Annotated in this window: 20 protein-coding genes; 8 read left to right on the top strand and 12 right to left on the bottom strand. The window is 49.9% G+C overall.

Annotated features, from left to right (window positions below; translation table 11 throughout):
* Window positions 1–51: 51 nt before the first annotated feature.
* The 7 genes from BLQ88_RS24160 to BLQ88_RS24130 all read right to left on the bottom strand — a co-directional run bounded on the left by BLQ88_RS24160 (window position 52) and on the right by BLQ88_RS24130 (window position 7,060).
* The gene (locus BLQ88_RS24160) at window positions 52–756 is read right to left on the bottom strand and encodes a glutamine amidotransferase-related protein (protein ID WP_090155292.1); all 705 of its coding nucleotides are present in this window, start codon (window positions 754–756) and stop codon (window positions 52–54) included.
* An 8-nt stretch (window positions 757–764) separates the two neighbouring features.
* Window positions 765–1,355 carry a Uma2 family endonuclease gene (locus BLQ88_RS24155; RefSeq protein WP_090155290.1) on the bottom strand — a complete coding sequence of 197 codons (591 nt, stop codon included), beginning with the start codon at window positions 1,353–1,355 and terminating at the stop codon, window positions 765–767.
* A 45-nt stretch (window positions 1,356–1,400) separates the two neighbouring features.
* Window positions 1,401–2,786: an aldehyde dehydrogenase family protein gene (locus tag BLQ88_RS24150; RefSeq protein WP_090155288.1), complete on the bottom strand. Its 1,386-nt coding sequence runs from the start codon at window positions 2,784–2,786 to the stop codon at window positions 1,401–1,403.
* Between the two features lie 110 nt (window positions 2,787–2,896).
* On the bottom strand, window positions 2,897–3,670 hold the full coding sequence (locus BLQ88_RS24145; protein WP_090155286.1) for a glucose 1-dehydrogenase: 774 nt from the start codon (window positions 3,668–3,670) through the stop codon (window positions 2,897–2,899).
* 343 nt (window positions 3,671–4,013) lie between these two features.
* Window positions 4,014–5,390, bottom strand: a complete 1,377-nt coding sequence (locus BLQ88_RS24140) for a glutamine synthetase family protein (protein ID WP_090155284.1) — start codon at window positions 5,388–5,390, stop codon at window positions 4,014–4,016.
* A gap of 29 nt (window positions 5,391–5,419) precedes the next feature.
* Entirely contained in the window at window positions 5,420–6,043 is a 624-nt protein-coding gene (locus BLQ88_RS24135) for a DUF4230 domain-containing protein (protein WP_090155282.1), read from the bottom strand.
* Window positions 6,044–6,046: 3 nt separating this feature from the next.
* Window positions 6,047–7,060, bottom strand: coding sequence for a bile acid:sodium symporter family protein (locus tag BLQ88_RS24130; RefSeq protein ID WP_090155463.1), 1,014 nt, complete (start codon window positions 7,058–7,060; stop codon window positions 6,047–6,049).
* Window positions 7,061–7,247: 187 nt separating this feature from the next.
* Here BLQ88_RS24130 and BLQ88_RS24125 point away from each other — a divergent pair, with 187 nt between their 5' ends.
* Entirely contained in the window at window positions 7,248–8,075 is an 828-nt protein-coding gene (locus tag BLQ88_RS24125) for a glycoside hydrolase family 16 protein (RefSeq protein ID WP_090155280.1), read from the top strand.
* 39 nt (window positions 8,076–8,114) lie between these two features.
* Here BLQ88_RS24125 and BLQ88_RS24120 read toward each other — a convergent pair whose 3' ends face one another.
* Together BLQ88_RS24120 and can are read right to left on the bottom strand one after the other, a co-directional pair.
* A complete protein-coding gene (locus BLQ88_RS24120) occupies window positions 8,115–9,272 on the bottom strand; it encodes a PepSY-associated TM helix domain-containing protein (protein WP_090155278.1) in 1,158 nt (385 codons plus the stop codon).
* A 202-nt stretch (window positions 9,273–9,474) separates the two neighbouring features.
* Window positions 9,475–10,104, bottom strand: a complete 630-nt coding sequence (gene can / locus BLQ88_RS24115; RefSeq protein ID WP_090155276.1) for a carbonate dehydratase — start codon at window positions 10,102–10,104, stop codon at window positions 9,475–9,477.
* 177 nt (window positions 10,105–10,281) lie between these two features.
* Between can and ileS the strand changes: the two genes are divergently transcribed.
* Genes ileS through BLQ88_RS36495 form a run of 5 tightly spaced genes read left to right on the top strand, consistent with a single transcriptional unit; the run spans window position 10,282 to window position 15,508 of the window.
* A complete protein-coding gene (gene ileS, locus BLQ88_RS24110) occupies window positions 10,282–13,710 on the top strand; it encodes an isoleucine--tRNA ligase (protein WP_090155274.1) in 3,429 nt (1,142 codons plus the stop codon).
* Window positions 13,711–14,154: a DUF6934 family protein gene (locus BLQ88_RS24105; protein ID WP_090155272.1), complete on the top strand. Its 444-nt coding sequence runs from the start codon at window positions 13,711–13,713 to the stop codon at window positions 14,152–14,154.
* A 25-nt stretch (window positions 14,155–14,179) separates the two neighbouring features.
* A complete protein-coding gene (locus tag BLQ88_RS36820) occupies window positions 14,180–14,338 on the top strand; it encodes a hypothetical protein (RefSeq protein ID WP_176885083.1) in 159 nt (52 codons plus the stop codon).
* 6 nt (window positions 14,339–14,344) lie between these two features.
* The gene (locus BLQ88_RS24100) at window positions 14,345–15,124 is read left to right on the top strand and encodes a 3-hydroxyacyl-CoA dehydrogenase (protein ID WP_090155270.1); all 780 of its coding nucleotides are present in this window, start codon (window positions 14,345–14,347) and stop codon (window positions 15,122–15,124) included.
* A gap of 15 nt (window positions 15,125–15,139) precedes the next feature.
* Window positions 15,140–15,508 carry a hypothetical protein gene (locus BLQ88_RS36495; RefSeq protein ID WP_143016918.1) on the top strand — a complete coding sequence of 123 codons (369 nt, stop codon included), beginning with the start codon at window positions 15,140–15,142 and terminating at the stop codon, window positions 15,506–15,508.
* Between the two features lie 260 nt (window positions 15,509–15,768).
* Here BLQ88_RS36495 and BLQ88_RS24090 read toward each other — a convergent pair whose 3' ends face one another.
* A complete protein-coding gene (locus tag BLQ88_RS24090; RefSeq protein ID WP_229212831.1) occupies window positions 15,769–16,518 on the bottom strand; it encodes a DeoR/GlpR family DNA-binding transcription regulator in 750 nt (249 codons plus the stop codon).
* Between the two features lie 116 nt (window positions 16,519–16,634).
* Here BLQ88_RS24090 and BLQ88_RS24085 point away from each other — a divergent pair, with 116 nt between their 5' ends.
* Window positions 16,635–17,168 carry a 5' nucleotidase, NT5C type gene (locus BLQ88_RS24085; RefSeq protein WP_090155265.1) on the top strand — a complete coding sequence of 178 codons (534 nt, stop codon included), beginning with the start codon at window positions 16,635–16,637 and terminating at the stop codon, window positions 17,166–17,168.
* Between the two features lie 90 nt (window positions 17,169–17,258).
* The gene (locus BLQ88_RS24080; protein WP_143016917.1) at window positions 17,259–17,471 is read left to right on the top strand and encodes an addiction module protein; all 213 of its coding nucleotides are present in this window, start codon (window positions 17,259–17,261) and stop codon (window positions 17,469–17,471) included.
* On the opposite strand, the gene uvrB is transcribed toward BLQ88_RS24080, so the two are convergent.
* Both uvrB and BLQ88_RS24070 read right to left on the bottom strand, forming a co-directional pair.
* Entirely contained in the window at window positions 17,468–19,489 is a 2,022-nt protein-coding gene (gene uvrB, locus BLQ88_RS24075) for an excinuclease ABC subunit UvrB (RefSeq protein WP_090155261.1), read from the bottom strand. The genes BLQ88_RS24080 and uvrB overlap by 4 nt on opposite strands.
* A 98-nt stretch (window positions 19,490–19,587) precedes the next feature.
* Window positions 19,588–20,442 (bottom strand): cupin-like domain-containing protein, encoded by an 855-nt coding sequence (locus tag BLQ88_RS24070; protein WP_090155259.1) that lies wholly within the window; start codon window positions 20,440–20,442, stop codon window positions 19,588–19,590.
* Window positions 20,443–20,561 lie beyond the last annotated feature (119 nt).

The raw sequence follows: 20,561 nt of genomic DNA, 5'->3' as shown, positions 1-20,561 counted from the left end.
TGGTAAGTTAAAATCTTAGCAGCGGTAAAAATAGCAAACCATCATGCCACTTCATAGCCCGGCGAAATTCTTTAACCAATTCGCAAAAGTGAGCTCATGCAAAGGCAATTCCAGACTCACAATGCCCATTTCTACCTTAGCCTGCCCGATTCGATCCGTGCGGATTTCCATTAATGCCTTCTCATAGGGTTTCGGGAACTCGGGATGCGCCTGTATACCCATCATATTCTCACCGACCCGGAACATCCCGACCGGGCAATCCTGCGTCTCGGCAAGCAGCGTACTGTCCGGCGGCATTTCCATCACCTGGTCCTGGCACATCATCAGCAGGTTCACCGATTGTCGCGACGGCGTCATCCATTCTTCATGGTTCAGAATCTGGAAATTATGCACGCCTACGCACCATCCCACAGCCGATTTCTGCACTTTACCGCCCAATGCCTCCGCCAGCATCTGGTGTCCGAAACATACACCGATATATTTTTTCCCTGAATCGCGGATTTCCTTCACAAATTCCTTCAACCGCCCGATCCACGGCTCATCATCGTAAACCGAAAACTTGGAACCGGTGCAAACATAAACCTCGCATTCGTCCGCCGAAGCGGGGAAATGGCCATTGCAAACATCATAAAACATAAACTCCCACTCCGGCGCGACTTTCGAGAACAATGCCGGGAACATCTCCCGGTAATCCCCCGCGATCGGCAGCAGTTCCTCCCGCACATGGTCACATTCCAGCAATCCGACTTTTGTCATACTCTTAATTACTTTTTATCGAAAAGCTGGTTTAAATCAATCGTAAAGTCTGGCAACTTCACTGACGTCAGAGTCTGCCCAACCGTTGCGGGTTTAGTACCGAAGAACTTACCTTGTTCATCCAGCAGATATATAAATATTACCTCGTCATTGGGTTCTACAAGCCAATATTCTTTCACGCCGGATTCTTCGTACACGTCGAACTTGTTATCCATTTCCTTCCGGGTGTTTCCGGGAGAAAGTATTTCAATTATCCAGTCCGGCGCCCCGACACAGCCTTTTTCATCGATCTTGGTCGGGTCGCAGACGACGCAAACGTCTGGCTGCACGACGGTAAAAATTTCCTTGTCAGATTGAATGTCAAATCTTGGAAGCCGCACATCAAATGGCGCTGCAAACACCTGGCAGTCTCTGTTTTTAAGCAAATGCCATATTTCTGACGAAAGCCGCATGGATATCTGCTGATGCCGCACAGCAGGCGCAGGCGACATTTTGAATATCTTGCCTTTGATCAATTCAAGGCGTTCTTCAAATTGCCATTTCAGGTAGTCTGCATAGCTGTAAGTTCCATTCAAGTCAAGTGTGTCGATGCTTTTCATGTTCAGATTGTATGTTTTGAATTAAATATAACCTTTCACACCCAGTTACCCTATTTTCAAATGAAATGACTTAGGCCGTGTGAGCGCCTCGTAACCTACCACGGAAAGCGTGCAGCCGCGTCCGGAATTCTTCACGCCTGTCCAGGCTAATGCAGGATCGAGGTAGTCGCAGCGGTTCATGAACCAGGTGCCGGTTTCTACCTGCTCGCCGATTTGCAATGCGGCGTCAATGTCCGAAGTCCAGATGGAGGCGGTAAGGCCGTATTGGCTGTCGTTCATTAATTGAATGGCCTCCTCGTCGCTGGAAACGGGCATAATGCCTACTACCGGGGCGAAAGTTTCCTCAGTCATAATTTCCATGGAATGGCTTACATTCACCAGGACTTGCGGGGCGAGGTACGGCGTGCCCGATTGATGCGCCGGGAACAATGCGGGGTCGATCAATGCATTGGCGCCTTGTGCAACGGCATCGTCGATTTGTTTTTGGGCAAAAGCAGCTGCCGAAGTCCTCACCATCGGTCCTAATGTAGTCTCGGGATCAAGCGGATCACCGAGGACATACGTTTTGGTCAGTTCTTCAAAACCTTTGATAAATTCGTCATACACATCCCGGTGCACGTAAATGCGCTCGATGCCGCAGCACGACTGGCCTGAATTGAAGAAAGAGCCGTCTACCAGGTTTTCAACGGCGTCGGCCAGGTTCGCATCCGCACGCACGTATGCGGGGTCTTTGCCTCCGAGTTCGAGTCCGCCGACGATAAATCTTGCGTTAATGGCCTTCTGCACCGCGTGACCGCCTTCCACCGAACCGGTAAATGCGACATAATCCACACGCGCGTCGCCGATCACCTGTGCTACCTGGTCATGGCTCAAATGCAAATACTGAAATACACCTTCGGGTAAACCTGCATATTCGAATGCAGCCGCATAACGCTCCGCACAAAGCGCCGTCTGCTGTGCATGCTTCAAAATCACCGCATTACCCGACATAATGGCCGGTATCACCGAGTTCACCGACGTCAGGTAAGGGTAGTTCCACGGCGCTACCACGAACACTACGCCCAGCGGATCTCTTTTCACAAACCGTTTAAAACCCGGAATTTCATCGACCTCCACATCCGCCAGCGCCTTTTCAGCTACCGAAATCATATAGTTTGCCCGCTCCTGAAAACCCCGGCGGATCTCATTTGCCGTGTAGCGTACCGGCCGGCCCATTTGCCAGGTCAGTTCCAGCCCGATTTCGTCCGCATTATTCAGAAAGTATTCAACCGCCTTCCGGCAAATTGCCTCACGTTCGGCCAACGTTGTCTTTTTCCATTCTTTTTGGGCCGCTACCGCTTTTTCCAAAGCATGCTCCACAGCCGCCGCATTCGCCAATTCGCGCTCCACATACACGGAGCCGTCGATCGGGCTTATTGTTTTTTGAGTCATTGTGAAAAAGGAGTATAGGGAGGAAGGGGGAAAGGGAAGAAGGGAGGAAAGGTGTGTCACACAGGACAAAATCCCTTTCCTCCCTTTACTCCATCCTCCCTTCCTCCCATTTAAATAGGAGTTACATAAGCCGAAGTGATACCGCCGTCGACGAGGAAGTCGGTGCCGGTTACGAAGGACGCCTCGTCGGAAGCGAGGAACAATGCGGCGTAGGCCATTTCTTTGGCTTCGCCGAAGCGGCCCATCGGGATGTGTACGAGGCGGCGCTGTTTCTTTTCTTCGGTATTTAAAAATTTCATCAGCAGCTCCGTGCGCAGCGGGCCCGGGCATAATGCATTCACACGGATGTTCTCGCGTGCGTGGATGACCGCGAGCTCACGTGTAAGCGCGAGAACGGCACCCTTGCTGGCAGTATAGGCTACCTGCGGCGTAGCTGCGCCTAAAATTGCCACAAACGAAGCCGTATTAATGATCGAACCTCCGCCTGCGCGCTGCAATGCCGGTATGCCATATTTGCAGCCCAGGAAAACGCCTTTTGCATTGATATTCATCGTCAGGTCCCAGATAGCCTCTTCGGTGGTCACAGCATTATCGTCGTCGCTGTGCATGATACCGGCATTGTTGAAAAGGATGTTCAGCTTGCCGAATTTCTCCTCCGCGAATGCGACAGCCGCTTCGCAGTCAGCCGCTTTCGAAACATCCGAACGTAGAAAATAAGCTTCCCCGCCGTTTCTTACAATTTCATCGGCAGTTTCCTGGCCACCCGCTTCGTTCACGTCGGTTACAACGATTTTAGCTCCTTCTTTGGCAAATAAAATAGCGGTTTCACGGCCAATACCGCCGCTCCCACCAGTAATAAGCGCGACTTTGTTTTCTAAGCGCATCGTTTGATTGGGTTAATATTTAGAAAATAGTAATTGAGTCTATTGAAGTCGAAAACCGACCGAAACATTTTAGTAAATAGTCATTTACAAGCCACTAGTTCATATTATTGCATCGCAGGAGGCTCCGATGGAGCCAGTACAATCCTTATGCAATTCATTTCTATAAACAGGGAGCCGCTCTGCGGCCAGTCCTCGAACAGCTTCATTTACTAAACTACCCTTAATTTTTCAGCAGCCTCCGTATAATTTGCCTCGGAGAGGCGTCCTGTTTATAGCACAACGGCCTGGTTCCACGTGTTATGGAGCCCCGGCAGGGCCTCCACCTAACCACCAAAACCCTGCCTCATATCTGTTCAAAATACCGCTTCCGCTCCCAATCCGTCACAGAGGTATCATAAGCGTGCTGCTCGGTTTTGAAAAAATGCACATAATGCTCCACGACTTCCGGGCCGAATGCTTCTTTCGCAAACGGGCTGTTTTCGAACAATGCGATGGATTCCGCGAGCGTATAAGGCACGCGCGGCAAATGCGCGGCTGCGTAAATGTCGCCCACGAAACATTCCGGCGGCTCGATGCGATTACGGATACCGTCGAGACCGGAAGCGAGCGATGCGGCGAATGCGAGGTAAGGATTGCAATCCGCACCCGGTATGCGGCATTCGATCCGCAAACTCGCGCCACTGCCTACCACTCGGAAACCGGCGGTCCGGTTATCGTAACTCCACGCGAGGCGCGTCGGCGCCCAGGAACCGTCGACGAAACGCTTGTAAGAATTGACCGTCGGGGCGTAAAAGGGCATCACATCGGGCACGTGTTTGATCCAGCCGCCGAGAAACCAGCGGAAAATATCGGAGCCCCTCACCGGGCCGAACTGCTGATCGCCATCGAAAATATTCTTGCCGTCTTTCCACAAACTCATGTGGATATGGCTGCTCGAACCTGCCTGGTCGGTCGCGAACTTGGCCATAAAGGTTACCGAGAGGCCCATGGCGTCGGCTACCTCTTTCAAACATTGCTTATACACGACGTGGTTATCGGCCATGGAAAGCACGTCGGCGTATTTCACATTCAATTCATGCTGCCCCAGGCCCCATTCGCCTTTCGAAGTTTCAATGGGAATACCCGAGTTTTTCAAATGCCTGCGGACGGCCGAGGTAAACTTCTCGTTGCGCGTGCCTTGCATAATGTGGTAGTCTTCGAGGTAATATCCTGCCGGATTGAGGTTTTGGTAATTCTGCTGAAATGCCTGTTTGTAGCTGTTTTCGAGCAGGTAATATTCGAGTTCCGATGCGGCGAAACATTCGAGGCCATCACCGCCCAGCGCGTTAAGTTGCTTTCTTAATAATGACCTTGGCGCGATGGATTCCAGCTGGTGCGACTTGTCATTATGTACGTCGCAGATTACCAATGCGGTTTTTTCGAGCCAGTCGGCGATGCGTAATGTGGAAAAGTCGGGTACCAGGTGAAAATCACCGTAGCCGAGCTCCCAGTTGGCATATTGATAGCCCGGTACCGGGTCCATTGCTATGTCGGTAGTAAGCAGGTAGTTGCAGCCGTGCGTACCCGATTTGGCAACCGAATCCAGGAAAAAGTCGGCGTCGACGCGCTTACCCATGAGCCGGCCGTAGTGATCGGTGAATGCAACAACAATGGTTTCGATCTCCCCTCCCCCAATCTTGCCCGAAAGTTCATCCAGCGTCAGAAATCCTTTATTACTCATCAGAAAGGGTGGTTTAGCGCAGTTTAATATTATCGCAACTTCTCTACTTTGGCATTCATCGGAAATTTGAGCACCACTTTTTTACCGGAAGCTTTTTCAAGCATTGGTGTCAGTATTTTACGGGCATTCTCCTTCGTTTGATCCAGAATACCCATGTCGAGGGCCGATTTCTGGATTTGCTTTTCAGCCTGCTTATAAGCTTCCTGCACCAGTTTCGCCTCATCGGTGAATGCATATTCGGTATTGTAAACCTTTGATTTACTGTGATCTATTTTAAAAACACACAATTCCGGCTCAGGCATGTTGATCACCAGCGTTTCGGTGTCGGAGGTAATGTCTTCCATTTTAATTTGAGCCAAATCCACACAGCCAATCGCTTCTCCCTGCACGATCAGGATCGCCTTTGCATTTGGCAGCCACATTTTTACAATTTCCTGCTCTACTACATCCTTGAAGTTGTATTTCACCACTTCAAGCTTGCCCATCGAACTGATTTCCTGCAAAACCACGGTATGCATTGTTTCCACCTCATCTTCGCCACCGAGCCATTCGGGCATCCAGGAACCGGTTTTAAACCCCGACCACAATGCATTGATGCCCGCCAAAAGTAAAATCAGCACTACCAGCCGCACGAGCCACGATATCAGTCGCATACATTATTTTTTAAGTACAAAATCCTCCGCTACTTCCGGCTCCCTTGCCATGCGCTGGGCGATAATGCTCGCAGCGATCAGTTGCAATGCGTGATAGAGCATGATCGGCAGGAGCATCAGACCCGCTTCCGGGCCGGCAAACAGCACTTTTGACATTACGGCCCCCTGTACCAGCGACTTTTTGGAACCACAAAACACGGCAGTGACTTTATCCTGCCGGGTAAAATGCAACAGGCCGCTGATGAACGTCAGCAGGAAATAGATCCCGAAAAACAGCGCGAGCATTCCTATCCCTAAAAATACAATTTCTTTTATTCCAAGCGAATCGAAGAGGTGCTCCCCGAATGATTCGCAAAAAGAAGTGTAAACGATCAGCAAAATCGATGACTGGTCGAAATAACGAATGTACTTCTTGTTAGCCTCCGCGAAATGCCCCCAGCGACGATTGAGCGCAATCCCGGCGAATACCGGAAGTAGTACTTGCAATGCCAGCTTTCCGACTACCGACAGCAGATCGAAATGCTCGGTTCCAGCGTCCAGCACGAGCCCCATCCATAATGGCGTGATAAAAACGCCGATCAGGCTGGAAATGCTCGCATTGAAGATCGCCGCCGGAATATTGCCGCGCGCGATGGATACCATCACGACCGATGACGAAACCGTCGAAGGCAGAACGGTAAGGAAGAAGATCGCAAGCCACATTGTTTGGCCTTCGCCGTCGTTGAAAAGCGGCCTGAATGTTAATGCCAGGACAGGAAAAAGTACAAATGTTGAGACATGCACCATCACGTGCAGGCGCCAGTTTACGAGCCCGGCTTTCAGTTTTTCGGGGCTGAGGCGCAGTCCGTAAAAGAAGAATATGACAGAAACGGCATAAGTTGAAACCGTCGAAAGATGCAATGGGCTATCCTGCATACCCGGCGCGGGCCAGAGCCAGGCGAACAGGATCATGCTGAGCAATGCGAGCATAAAACCGTCCAGACCGGCCTTTTTAGCAGTATCAATGAATTTACGCATATTGAAAATCGACGCCGGCCAGCGGAAGCGGCCGCGGAACTGTTGTTTACAAGTAAAAGGAAAACTGTCAGAAATAAAACCCGGCGCATGGATTAATAGTGTCATTTCTTTTCAAATTGCCATTCCGGGTAAATGAACGGCTGCCCTCACTTTCCCAGGTATTACAATGAACATTAAATGACCACACATGGCTACTTCCTACAAACTCCTGCTCACCATCATGATGGCGCTCATCACGCTAGCACCCGCCATGGCGCAGTATAAGCTCGTCTGGGCCGACGAATTTGACTACGACGGCGCCCCCGACCCGAATGTGTGGCAGCCGGAAAAGGGTTTTACCCGAAACCACGAAGACCAATGGTACCAGGGCGATAATGCCTATTGCAAAGGCGGTTACCTGATCATCGAGGCCAAAAAAGAGCGCGTAAAGAACCCGAATTACAAGCCTGGCAGCAGTAACTGGAAAGAAAGCCGCGAATACGCCGAATACACCTCGGCCAGCATCATTACCCGCGGCAAAAAGAGTTTTCAGTACGGCCGTTTCGAAATGCGCGCCAAAATCGATACACGCTCGGGCATCTGGCCGGCATTCTGGACGCTCGGCGATAAGGGCGAGTGGCCGGATAATGGTGAGATCGACATTATGGAGTTTTACAGGGGAATGCTGCTCGCCAACCTCGCCTGGGGCTCCAACGAGCGTTACAAGCCCATTTGGAATACCAATAAAAAACAGATTTCCACTTTCAACGACCCGGAATGGTCATCGAAATTCCACGTCTGGCGGATGGATTGGGACGCGGATTCCATTAAAATTTATGTGGACGATATGCTGATGGCCTCGCAGGATCAGGCGAAGGCCATTAATGCCAAAAACAAAGACATCACGCCATTCAAGCAGCCGCATTACATTCTGCTCGGCATGGCATTAGGCGGCGACAATGGCGGTGATTTGTCGAAAACAGATTTTCCTGCCCGCTTTGAAGTGGATTATGTGCGGATTTATCAAAAACAATAACCCGTCGGCGGTCGGCGGTCGAAAAATCAGATCGGTGGCTTATTGCGGGGTCGCCAGGACCGGGGAACTCTTTCTAACCTTTTTCGGTGCCTTTTTTCTTCTGCCCCACCAGATCACGAAACCGGTAATGGGCAATGAAGCACAAATGAGGCTGGCGAAGAAAACGAGGATTTTCCCGGGCAGACCAAGAATGGCGCCGGTGTGGATGTCGTAATTCATCCGGCGCAGTTTTTGTGCAAAATCGGCCTTGCTGTATTTGCCGGAATAGGGTCCGGTGGCATTGATTCTTTTGAGTGAATACTGGTCGAAATAGTTATAATCTACATTGTAATACGTGCCTTCGCGGAAGTTGACGTAAGAGTAAATCGACTCCGCTTTTTCGGTCGGGAAAGAGATATTAAGGCTTGAATATCGGGGGTATTCCTTTTGCAATTGATTCCAGGCCTTGTCCACAGCCTGCATCGCGTTAGTTATCTGTGCGGTGGAAACCGTGTCGGAAGTCGGATTGTAGTACATATCCGAGCCCTGGCCGCCGGTAGCCGTGTATAGCCCCTGCGAAAACCATTGAAAGCCCCAAACCAGCCCGGTAACCGCCAAAATCACGCCGATCGACATAATGTAAAAGCCAAGCACATTGTGCAGATCGTAGTTTTTACGTCGCCAGGCAGCATTCCATTTGATCGAAAAGCGCTGTTTCGCAGCCGATTTGTTCTTAGGCCACCAAAGCACCATCCCGCTGATCATCATGAAAAAGAAAACCAGCGTCGCGGAGGCTGTAACCGGCTGACCGATTTTCTCAGGTAACCACAGGTAATAATGCCCGTGCAGGATGAAATGGAAGAAATCGTCGTCCTCGTTCCAGATATGCTCAACTTTCCCGGTGTATTGATTGATATAGGCGACGTAATAATATTCGGGATCAAGATTGTAAAAACCGACCTGCGCATTGCGGTCGGGCGTATCGTAAAGCACCCCTTTGGCCACTTTGCCCGGTAATGCTTTTTTGGCAATTTCGGCGAGCTCCGATGGCGGCAGCACTTTCCCACCGGTAGGACCTTTCACAAACATGTAGGGCTGCGTAATGCTTTTGATTTCCTGCTCAAACGCCAGGATACACCCCGTGACGGAAATGATAAACACCATAATACCCGAGACAAGCCCGAGATATAAGTGCAGTTTTCCAATCAGTTTTTTCATCGATTCGCCCCTATTTACCTTATTTAGACTCAATTAAGACTGCTAAGATAACGCGAACAATGTGAACGACCAAAAGGAGGGAGGAAAGGGACTAAGGACGAAAGGGAGGATGGAGTGTGGAGTGTGGAAGAAAAAAATCCTTCCTCCCCTTCCTCCATCCTCCTTTCTCCCCTAAGAAAGACTCTGCTAAACAACCAGTATGTTAAAAATCATACCGATAAATACCTTCCACTTTGGTCGTCGGCGGCATGTGGGCGAGGGTTTTGAGCTGCCCGTCGTGCAGGCCGAACACCCAACCGTGCAAATGCAGTTCCTGGCCCTGGTGCCATGCGCCTTGTACAATGCTCGTTTGCGCGAGGTTATGGACCTGTTGGATCACGTTCAGCTCCACAAGCCGGTCGAAGCGCTTTTTCTCCTCCTCGATCGCGTCGAGTTCGGTCGCATTTTTATCGTACACATCCTTGATATTATGCAGCCAGCGGTTGATCAGCCCCAGGTCCTTATGCATCATCGACGCCTTCACGCCGCCGCATTGGTAGTGCCCAACCACGAGGATATGCCTCACTTTCAGCACTTCCACGGCATATTGCAATACGCTGAGCATGTTCATATCGGTATGCACCACGAGGTTGGCCACATTCCGGTGCACAAACATTTCGCCCGGCTGCGAGCCGGTGAGGTCCTCGGCGGGTACGCGGCTGTCGGAACATCCGATCCAGAGGAAATCGGGCTTCTGATCCTTGGCCAGAGTGTCAAAATACGCTTCGTCAACTTCGAGCTGCCGGGCTGCCCAGGATTTGTTGGCGGTTAACAGACGGTTAATGAGTTCCATTTTGTGATTGATGGTTGAAGTACCAAAATAATACAATCTCTCTCAGATTCATTCAAAAGCCTACATCCTTTTAGCGGAAAAAAATCCGTAATTTTGCACTCTTAAAATCCGCAGAGGGTTATAAATAGTGCTATTTACATTGACCGGCCAGGGTAAGTGCCCGACGCTACAACTAATATGAAATACAACGAATATAAAAATCTGAGTTACCCGCAAATAGGGGACGAAGTACTGAAATTCTGGAAAGACAAAAAGATCTTTGAAGCGTCGGTAGAAACCCGCGAAGGCGCTCCCACTTTTACCTTTTTTGAAGGTCCTCCATCAGCGAACGGCACACCGGGCATTCACCACGTCATGGCCCGGGCGATCAAGGATATTTTCTGTCGGTATAAAACGCTGCAAGGCTTCCAGGTGAAGCGTAAAGGCGGCTGGGACACGCACGGATTGCCGGTGGAGCTGCAAGTAGAGAAGGAATTGGGCATTATCAAGGACGATATCGGCAAGAAGATTTCGGTAGCGGATTATAACGAGAAATGCCGCCAGACGGTCATGAAATTCACCGACCAGTGGAATGACCTGACCGAGAAAATGGGTTACTGGGTCGACCTCGACGATCCTTACATTACCTACAAAAGTGAATACATCGAAAGCCTCTGGAACCTGCTTAAAAAGCTATACGACAAAGGTTTGCTATACAAAGGCTACACCATTCAGCCCTATTCACCGGCTGCCGGAACAGGCCTTTCATCGCACGAGCTGAACATGCCGGGCACGTACAAAGACGTGAAGGACACAACCATTGTGGCGATGTTCAAGGTGAAGGATGCCGAAAAATGGCCGGTATTGGCTGGTTCGGCTACCGAGGACATCCGCATTCTTGCCTGGACCACTACACCCTGGACGCTGCCTGCGAACTCCGCATTGACCGTCGGTGCTAATATTGATTATGTATTGGTTAAAACTTTCAATCCTTACACGCACGAGCCGGTGCAGGTGGTGCTCGCACAGGATCTGGTAAGTAAATATTTCTCCGAAAAAGGCCATAACGGCGATTTCGAAGGCTATGCGGCCAGCGATAAAAAGGTGCTTCCGTGGACTGTTTTGAATGAATTCAAAGGCAAAGACCTCGAAGGCATCGAGTACGAGCAGCTATTGCCGTACATCCAGCCCGAGACACCCGCATTCCGCGTCATCCTCGGCGATTTCGTAACCACCGAAGACGGTACCGGCGTGGTGCATACCTCTCCTACTTTCGGCGCGGACGACTTCCGGGTAGCGCAGGCGAACGGCATCCCGGCTATTATGGTGAAGGACGAGAATGGCAAAGAAGTGCCTATCGTCGACCGTCAGGGCCGTTTTGTGAAAGAAATTACCGATTACGCAGGCCGTTTCGTAAAACCTGAATATTACTCGCAGGCGGAGCAGGACGATCCGGAATTCCGCCCTACCGACGTGCTAATCGCCATCAAATTGAAGGAAGAAGGCAAAGCATTTAAAGTAGAAAAATACGAGCACCCGTACCCGCATTGCTGGCGTACCGACAAGCCGGTGCTTTATTACCCGCTCGATAGCTGGTTTATCCGCACGACAGCGGTGAAAGACCGGTTGGTGGAATTGAACAAGAGCATAAACTGGAAACCCGAAAGCACTGGTACCGGTCGCTTTGGTAACTGGCTCGAAAACCTCGTCGACTGGAACCTCTCGCGCTCGCGCTACTGGGGCACGCCGCTGCCGATCTGGCGGAACGATTATGGGGATGAAGTGTGCGTCGGATCTATCGAAGAGCTGAAAGACTTGCTTGAAGAAGCCATTATCTCGGGCCATCTCACCCGCGAGCAGGCATTGCACAATTCGGATTACCTGCAAAAACTCGAACACGGCGACTATGACCTGCACCGTCCGTATGTGGATGATGTTGTGCTGGTAGGGAAAACCGGCCATATCATGCACCGTGAACCGGACCTGATCGACGTATGGTTCGACTCGGGTGCGATGCCGTATGCACAATGGCACTACCCGTTCGAAAATCAAGAGATATTCAACCAGGCCTATCCTGCCGACTTTATTTCGGAAGGTGTAGACCAAACCCGTGGCTGGTTCTTCACATTGCACGCTATTGCGGGCATGCTGTTCGATTCGGTAGCATTTAAAAATGTGGTTTCGACTGGCTTGGTACTCGACAAGAATGGTAACAAAATGTCGAAACGCCTCGGCAATGCTGTGGACCCGTTTGCGACATTGGCACAATACGGCCCGGATGCCACGCGCTGGTACATGATCACCAATGCGGAGCCTTGGGATAACCTGAAATTCAACATCGACGGTATCGGCGAAGTGCAGCGAAAATTCTTCGGTACGCTTGTGAATACTTACAATTTCTTCGCATTGTATGCCAATCTCGATGGTTACGAGTTCCACGAAGCGAATTCGGTACCTATCGAAAAACGCACCGAGCTCGACCGCTGGATTTTGTCGAAACTGAATACATTGATCAAAGAAGTAGGTGAGCAATTCGACGATTATAATCCGACGAAGGCAGGCCGCCTGGTGCAGGATTTCGTGACCGACCAGCTTTCGAACTGGTACATTCGCCTCAACCGCCGCCGTTTCTGGAATCCATCAGCCGAGCAGGGAGCTGGTTTGACGGACGACAAAGCAGCTGCTTACGAGACATTGCACCATTGCTTGGTAACCGTTTCGCAGCTCATGTCGCCTATTGCTCCGTTCTTTGGCGAATGGTTATACAAAAACCTGACAGACAGCGACCGCGAAGCTTCGATCCAGCACAATGCGGCTTTCAAATACGATTCGGTTCACTTGACTTTCTGGCCCAAAATCGAAGCCGAAGTGGTGGATACCGATCTGGAAGAAGCAATGGACCTCGCGCAGCGCATTAGTTCTCTTGTACACTCGATCCGGAAGGGGCATAAGCTGAAAGTTCGTCAGCCATTGTCGAAAATCCTGATCCCGGTTCTGAGCGAGAAAACAAAACGTCAGATCGAGCAGGTGGCTTACATTATCCTTTCTGAGGTGAATGTAAAAAACATCGAGTTCGTACACGACGACAGCGGTATTTTGAAAAAGAAGATCAAACCTAACTTCAAAACCCTGGGTCCAAAATTCGGCCCGAAAATGAAGGAGGTAGCCGCAGCCATTTCCGCCATGGACGAAACGCAGATCCTCGAAATTGAGGCCAGCAGCGCCATTACATTAACAGCAGCCAGCGGTCCGATCGAAATCGCACTGACGGACGTTGAAATCATAGCCGAAGACGTACCAGGATGGCTCGTAGCGAGTGAAAACGGCCTTACCGTAGCCCTCGACATCACCGTAACCGAAGACCTGCGCCTCGAAGGCATCGCCCGCGATTTCGTGAACCGCGTACAGAATTTGCGTAAGGACAGCGGTTTCGAAGTAACTGACAAAATTCGCATCACATTACAAAACAACGACGGCCTGCTCGCCAGCGCAGTAACCGCCAACAAAGACTACATCTGCCAGGAAGTACAAGCCCTGGACCTCGACCTCGTCGGCGACCTGAATGGGGAAGCAACGGAGATCGAGATGGATGAGTTTTTGCTGAAGGTGAAGATTGAGGTGGTGTAGATGAAGCAGTTCGAGGCATATCTAACGACAAGCAATGAAGAAAACACCCGCTTCCAGTTCCAAAGTGAAGGGAAGCGGGGTGTTTTCGAAAAGGTTGTTTTCTTTACGCCTTTAACGATTGATACCTACAATTTAGCGCTTCTCGACTATAACACAGAGACAGGCGGCTATGATGATTTATCTGTTACGGACAATGGCGACATGCCGGAAATACTCGTTACAGTAATCACCACTATACATCAATTTCTTGGTTCAAAGCCCGGCAAAAAAATCTATTTCGAGGGAAGTACACCCGCAAGAACCCGGCTATATCAAATCGCCATTTCGAAGATTTACGATCCCACACAGTCTGATTTGATAATTAGTGGTCTTCTAGAAGGAGAGTGGGTTATATTTGAACGTAATACCCGTTTTGAAGGTTTTTTAATAGAGAAAAAGCTTTAACTTTATCAAAACAGCGATCCTGAAAATGAAAGTTTTAGATAAAAGGTCAGGCAAAACCGACAATATCACTTACGATCCGAAACTGGATAATCTTCCCATACCCAAAATCGTATTGGAGAAGACAGAAAGGGCTCGTAAGACCCTCGAAAAATACCCGGCACCCGAACATCTGCTAAGGAAATAACCCCTTATGCAACTCCAAACCTCCACTGCCCTCATCACCGGTGGCGCTTCCGGCCTTGGCGAAGCGACGGCGCGGTTATTTGTAAATCAGGGGGCAAAAGTTGCTATTCTTGATCAGAATGAAGCTGCGGGACAAGCGCTTGAAAGCGAATTTCCTACTCAAATCAAATTCATCAAAACCGACGTTACCAGCGAAAGCGAGGTACAAAATGCGCTGGACACTGCATTGCAAACCTTCGGTAGCATTCAAATCGTCGTCAATTGCGCTGGCATCGCTCCTGCGCGCAAGATCGTAGGTAAGGCAGACGGCCTCTATGGACCCCATTCTTTTGAGCTTTTTGAAAAAACCATTCGCATTAACCTCATTGGTACATTCAATGTAATGCGGCTGGCGGCATTTGCTATGGAAAACAACGAGCCGAATGCGGAAGGCGAACGTGGCGTGATCATCAATACAGCGTCGGTTGCGGCCTATGACGGGCAGATGGGCCAGGTCGCTTACGCGGCGAGCAAAGGCGGCATTGTGAGTATGACGTTGCCTGTGGCGCGCGATCTGGCAAAATCCGGCATCCGGGTAATGGCCATTGCACCAGGGCTTTTTGAAACACCATTGTTGATGGGACTGCCCGAAGAAGCACGCATTTCATTGGGACAGCAAATTCCATTTCCATCCAGACTCGGAAAACCCTCCGAATATGCGTTACTTGCAAAATCCATCGTTGAAAATCCGATGCTGAACGGTGAAGTAATCCGTTTGGACGGCGCGATCAGGATGGCTCCGAGATAGTAAAACCCGGCGATTATGAAAGGACATTACTTTTTAAAGTGGTTATTCCTGACGGTGCTGTCCGTCAGTGTCCTGCATTTTCGTGAAGCCAGCCCGGCAGATCGTTTCAGAATTGAGCAAGTTTCAGCAGGTCACAGTTACAGCAGCGGGAAGGCTCTTCACTTCGAACATTTCAGGCCTTCTGATAACCAATACGCTCGCTTTGCTCATTTCAAACGAGAACAGTACCTCCGCTTTTCCTGCCTTTCCATTAAACTCAGCGATGTTGTTACCAAACGACCGGCGTTAAGCGCTGACCGGCCGCTGAACCGCGTTCAAATCCAAAATCAGCATTTCCGGAGTCGCACACTCGCCTCCGACGACCATTCCATTTCCCATTCATAATCGGGCATTCGCATTTCGCGGACGCTTGTAATGATGCGCCAGGGCGCGTCCAGGCTGTGCTATGCCCGGCCTTTACGTTTCATTTTAATCAAATGGAAAATGGGAATCAGACGATCAATTTTCTTTCAGCGGAAATGGCTTCTGCGGTTGGCAATTTCGTTTATGCTCGGGTTTTCGAATGCTATTAATCAGGACTCGAAAAGCATTGACGATACTTCTTTCAAAATTGAAGAAACGATCAAGAAATAATTATCTGGGAATCAGACCATACTGATTCCCAGATTTTTGTAAATATCAAACTCGCCGTTCCCAGTCTCTTTATCGGTAATAATCATCGATAACCGCTCGGTAGGACAAACGTAATAGGCCTCCGCGGTACCCAGCTTTTCGGTCGTAGCCAATGCGATTACCTCCCTGGACGATTCGATCATCGTGCGTTTTACTTCGCTTTCTTCGAAATCCGGGCCTGTGACGCCCAGCTCGGTGTGAATGCTGCAAATGCCCAGGAGGCAAATATCAGCCCTGAATTTTTTGAAAAATTGAATGCAATCATTCCCTATTGTCACAAAAGAATCCTTCAACAGACGTCCGCCCGCAAAAAGTACATCCACATGCTCGTGCTCTTCCAGAATGGACGCGATGGGAAAACTGTTCGTGATAACGGTCAGTTTCAGGTCTTTGGGCAGCATTTGCGCTATCAATAATGCCGAAGTACCTCCGTCAAAAATGACGACCTGACCGTCTTTGAGAAATTGTAATGTTTTTTTGGCGATAATTTGCTTCTGCTCATTATCGTAGGTCATCCGGTCGCGGAAATGGTGCGGCCCCGGCGAATGCGGCACCGCGCCTCCACGCACCGATTTGAGCAAACCCTGATCGGCCAGCTCCTTGATATCCCTCCTGACAGTATCCTCCGACACATTCAAAAGCGTGCTCAGATGCCCCAGATAGACTTTCTGCTCATGCCCCAACTGATCCAGTATGATCTGGAAACGTTCTTCTTTTAACATAGGTATCCCGATTATGTTTGCAAATTTAACAAACATTTTAAATTTAATATTGCAAAATATTGCACAATAGACTTACATTTGTTGCAAATAATTGCAAATACTAATTTATCATCCTCATGAAAAAATCGATTGCAGTGGATATGGACAATGTCATCGTCGACATTGAAGCTAACTGGATCAACCATTACGCAGAAGCATTTGGCGTGACCGTCACCAAAGAGGCTATGCACGGCATCCCCGAGGACCAGGCTTTTCCCGATCCGCTTGCCGCGCGCAGCCTGCTCTACAAACCCGGCTTCTTCCGTTACGCCCCGCTGATTCCTGGCGCGCAGGAAGCCATTATCAAATTGCAGGAAAATTACGAGGTATATATCGTCTCCGCAGCCATGGAGTTCCCCAACTCACTCCCCGAAAAATACGACTGGCTGGCCGAGCATTTCCCGACTATTACGTGGAGAAATATCATTTTCTGCGGAGATAAAAGCGTCATCAACACCGATTACCTCATCGACGACCATTTCAAAAACCTCGATTTTCACAAAGGCAAACCTATTTTATTCACCGCAGGGCATAACCGTGGCGTCGAGCGGCATACGCGGGTGAATAATTGGGAGGAAGTATTGGAATTGTTGGCATCGGAACTGGTCTGATTACCGGCTAATCAACCAACGGGTCATTTGGGGTATTTTATGTAACTTTATGTAGTTCCAGTAATTATCTTGAAGCTTAACAACCGTCTTATGAACACGCAGCAACTTTCTTTGGATCAAGTGGAAGCACTCGTCAAAAACCTGGAAGAGGTTGACAACACGCCTTCTGGTGCTTCGCAAAAAGATTTTGAGCTTTCTTCCGAAGGACTGGATGAACTGCGCAAAAGGTTAGCTGCGTTCGACGACGGTAAGTTAGCAGCACGTCCCTGGAACACAAGTCGCAATCCAAAAAAGTTTTTTTAGCTAGCCTGCTCCTGCACCCGCGCTTTCAATTGCAGCAACTCATCCCGCAGCCTTGCAGCCTCCAAAAAGTCGAGGTCCTTCGCGGCGGCTTCCATTTTGCGCTGGGTTTCGGCGACGAGCTTTTGCAAATCGGTTTTGCCCATGTATTGAACGACCGGATCGGCGGCAATGCGGACCTCTTCGGGCTCCACATACACCTTGCGGACTTTGGAATCGGCCACGGAAGTTTGCTCCATAATGGCCTCTTTGGATTTGCGGACGGTCCTCGGCGTAATGCCGTTTTCCAGGTTATAATCCATTTGAATGCTCCGGCGACGGTTGGTTTCGTCAATCGCCAACTGCATGGAACCGGTCATGGTATCGGCGTACATAATCACCTTTCCGCGATCGTTACGCGCTGCGCGGCCAATGGTCTGGATCATGGAACGGGTATCACGGAGGAAACCTTCCTTGTCGGCGTCCATAATGGCTACCAATGATACCTCGGGTAAGTCGAGGCCCTCGCGGAGGAGGTTTACGCCTACCAACACATCGAAAATACCCAAACGAAGCTCGCGGAGGATTTCTACCCGGTCGAGCGCCTTCACTTCCGAGTGAATGTAGCGGCATTTGATGCCTACCCTGTCAAGGTATTTGCTGAGCTCCTCAGCCATGCGTTTGGTCAAAGTCGTTACCAGAATGCGGTCGCCGAGCTTAATGCGCTCGGTAATTTCTTCCAGCAAGTCGTCGATCTGGTTCAGGCTTGGCCGTACTTCGATTTCAGGGTCCAGCAAGCCGGTAGGACGTATAATCTGCTCAACCACAACACCTTCCGACTTCCGCAATTCATAATCCGCAGGCGTCGCGCTCACGAAAATGGTTTGCGGCGTCATATCCTCAAACTCCTGGAATGTCAATGGCCGGTTGTCCAATGCCGACGGCAAGCGGAAACCGTATTCGACCAATGCCTCCTTGCGCGAGCGGTCGCCGCCCCACATCGCGCGGATCTGCGGCATCGTCACGTGACTTTCGTCGACTACCATCAGGAAATCCTCGGGAAAATAGTCGAGCAGGCAAAACGGCCGCTGGCCTGGCATCCTTCTATCAAAATACCTCGAATAGTTCTCGATACCTGAACAATACCCCAGTTCGCGCATCATTTCCATATCGAACTCGGTGCGCTCCTTCACACGCTCGGCTTCGGCAAGCCTTCCTTCCGCGATGAAATATTTGATCTGCATTTGCAGGTCGTCCTGTATCTCTTTAATGGATTGGTTCAGCACATCACGCCCTGTCACAAACAGGTTCGCGGGGAATATGGCGATGGCTTTTTCCGATGAAAGCTTCTTACCCGTTTCCGGTTCGATCCGCTGGATATCCTCGATTTCGTCCCCGAAAAAGATAAACCGGTAAGCGAAATCCGCATAACCCGGAAACACATCGACGGTATCGCCCTTCACACGGAAGGTACCGCGGTTGAATTCCACTTCGGTGCGGCTGTAAAGTATCTCCACCAGTCTGAACAGAAACTGGTTTCGGCTCACGATATCGCCCAGCTTGGCGCTTACAATGCTTTTTTTGTATTCCAAAGGGTTACCCGCACCATAAATACAGGACACCGAGGCCACCACGATCACATCCCGGCGCCCGCTCATCAGCGAAGAAACCGTGTGCAAACGCAGCTTTTCGATCTCCTGATTGATCATCAGGTCCTTTTCAATGTAAGTATTGGTGCTGGAAATGAATGCTTCCGGCTGGTAATAGTCGTAGTAACTGATGAAATACTCGACGGCATTAGTGGGGAAAAACTGCTTGAACTCGCCGTACAGCTGCGCCGCCAGGGTCTTGTTGTGGCTCAAAACAAGCGTCGGCTTGTTAACCTGCGACACTACGTTAGCTACCGTAAATGTCTTTCCGGAACCCGTCACCCCGAGCAAAGTCTGGGCAGGTTCTCCGTTTTCGATTCCTTGTACAAGTTGATTGATGGCCACCGGCTGATCGCCCGTCGGCTGGTATTCTGACGTGAGTTCGAAATTCATAGGAAGTTGAGAAGCAATAAAAAGGAAACGCATTCCAAAGATAAATTAGTTTCTTTGAAATGCGTCCCTGCTGCGGAATACGGATCCGATGCTATTTCTTATGCCTGCTTTTGCAGCAATTCCTGCGCTTTCTCCACCGCCTTCTTCTCTTTCCAATGCTGCCAGTCGAGGCCGAGGAGCTTGGTCATGCTCTTATCTACGAAGGTGTGTCGCACGAGGTTCATTCCGCCACGGACAGCCGTGAAAATCGAGTTGTTCGCGCGCAATGCAAGGCTGAAACCACCGTCTACATAACGGATATAATGCCACCAGAGCGAAGGAATGAAGATCGTTTCACCATGATGAAGGATCGTTTCGTAACCCGTTGCGCCTTCCAAGGCCGGGAATTTCTCATAATCCGGGTCGATCGGGTTCACTTTGCTCATCACCGTGAATGGGTGATGGTACAAACGGCGGCTTTCCTCGGGAGAGAACAGGATCACCTGCTTGCGGGTTTGGAACTGCGTGAGGAACACATTCGAGCAATCCATGTCGTAATGCAGGTTCGTGATAGAGCCTTCCCCTCCGAAAAATACAAATTTGTAAGACTTCAAAAAGCCGTCCATGATCGTCGGGAAACGGATATCGTCCGCCAGCTCGGGAATCTTTTTGAAAATATCGAAAAGGAAAATACGAAGGTCGGTCGGTCCTTTTTCGATCAGGCTCAGGTAATCGCCGAACTTCATGGTCTTGGCGATCTGGAAATATTTGTCGGCGTCGTGAATGTGGTTGTCGACCAACGGAACATCCAGGTTACCATGGTTTTCCCGAAGCCAGTCAAAAGTCCATTTCTGAACCGCAGGCCAATCTTTTGCCAGGTCGGTAAACACCACCGGGCGACTTGGTTTTAAGTAATTTTCGATGAATTCTTCGCGCGTAAGTCCGGTGCGCTTTTCTATTGGCACTAATTTCATAGGAAGAAACTGAGTAGGTAATCGACTATTTATGGAATACCGTTACATTTTCAACTATAACGGGAGGATAACCGCCAGGGTTTCAAACCGGCCAAAATATCCGGTCAAATGTATTAAAG

The sequence above is a fragment of the Dyadobacter soli genome, assembly GCF_900101885.1.
Classification (GTDB): domain Bacteria; phylum Bacteroidota; class Bacteroidia; order Cytophagales; family Spirosomataceae; genus Dyadobacter; species Dyadobacter soli.
Note: the sequence above shows the minus strand (reverse complement) of the source record. Positions and strands in the feature narration are given on the sequence as shown.

Coding starts and splice junctions, on each gene's coding strand:
- BLQ88_RS24070 (WP_090155259.1), bottom strand. CDS start 20,442: ATGAAATTAGTGCCAATAGAAAAGCGCACCGGACTTACGCGCGAAGAA.
- BLQ88_RS24105 (WP_090155272.1), top strand. CDS start 13,711: ATGAAGCAGTTCGAGGCATATCTAACGACAAGCAATGAAGAAAACACC.
- BLQ88_RS24130 (WP_090155463.1), bottom strand. CDS start 7,060: ATGCGTAAATTCATTGATACTGCTAAAAAGGCCGGTCTGGACGGTTTT.
- BLQ88_RS24135 (WP_090155282.1), bottom strand. CDS start 6,043: ATGCGACTGATATCGTGGCTCGTGCGGCTGGTAGTGCTGATTTTACTT.
- BLQ88_RS24150 (WP_090155288.1), bottom strand. CDS start 2,786: ATGACTCAAAAAACAATAAGCCCGATCGACGGCTCCGTGTATGTGGAG.
- BLQ88_RS24090 (WP_229212831.1), bottom strand. CDS start 16,518: ATGTTAAAAGAAGAACGTTTCCAGATCATACTGGATCAGTTGGGGCAT.
- ileS (WP_090155274.1), top strand. CDS start 10,282: ATGAAATACAACGAATATAAAAATCTGAGTTACCCGCAAATAGGGGAC.
- BLQ88_RS24085 (WP_090155265.1), top strand. CDS start 16,635: ATGAAAAAATCGATTGCAGTGGATATGGACAATGTCATCGTCGACATT.
- uvrB (WP_090155261.1), bottom strand. CDS start 19,489: ATGAATTTCGAACTCACGTCAGAATACCAGCCGACGGGCGATCAGCCG.
- BLQ88_RS24125 (WP_090155280.1), top strand. CDS start 7,248: ATGGCTACTTCCTACAAACTCCTGCTCACCATCATGATGGCGCTCATC.
- BLQ88_RS36495 (WP_143016918.1), top strand. CDS start 15,140: ATGAAAGGACATTACTTTTTAAAGTGGTTATTCCTGACGGTGCTGTCC.
- BLQ88_RS36820 (WP_176885083.1), top strand. CDS start 14,180: ATGAAAGTTTTAGATAAAAGGTCAGGCAAAACCGACAATATCACTTAC.
- BLQ88_RS24145 (WP_090155286.1), bottom strand. CDS start 3,670: ATGCGCTTAGAAAACAAAGTCGCGCTTATTACTGGTGGGAGCGGCGGT.
- BLQ88_RS24140 (WP_090155284.1), bottom strand. CDS start 5,390: ATGAGTAATAAAGGATTTCTGACGCTGGATGAACTTTCGGGCAAGATT.
- BLQ88_RS24120 (WP_090155278.1), bottom strand. CDS start 9,272: ATGAAAAAACTGATTGGAAAACTGCACTTATATCTCGGGCTTGTCTCG.
- BLQ88_RS24155 (WP_090155290.1), bottom strand. CDS start 1,355: ATGAAAAGCATCGACACACTTGACTTGAATGGAACTTACAGCTATGCA.
- BLQ88_RS24160 (WP_090155292.1), bottom strand. CDS start 756: ATGACAAAAGTCGGATTGCTGGAATGTGACCATGTGCGGGAGGAACTG.
- BLQ88_RS24080 (WP_143016917.1), top strand. CDS start 17,259: ATGAACACGCAGCAACTTTCTTTGGATCAAGTGGAAGCACTCGTCAAA.
- BLQ88_RS24100 (WP_090155270.1), top strand. CDS start 14,345: ATGCAACTCCAAACCTCCACTGCCCTCATCACCGGTGGCGCTTCCGGC.
- can (WP_090155276.1), bottom strand. CDS start 10,104: ATGGAACTCATTAACCGTCTGTTAACCGCCAACAAATCCTGGGCAGCC.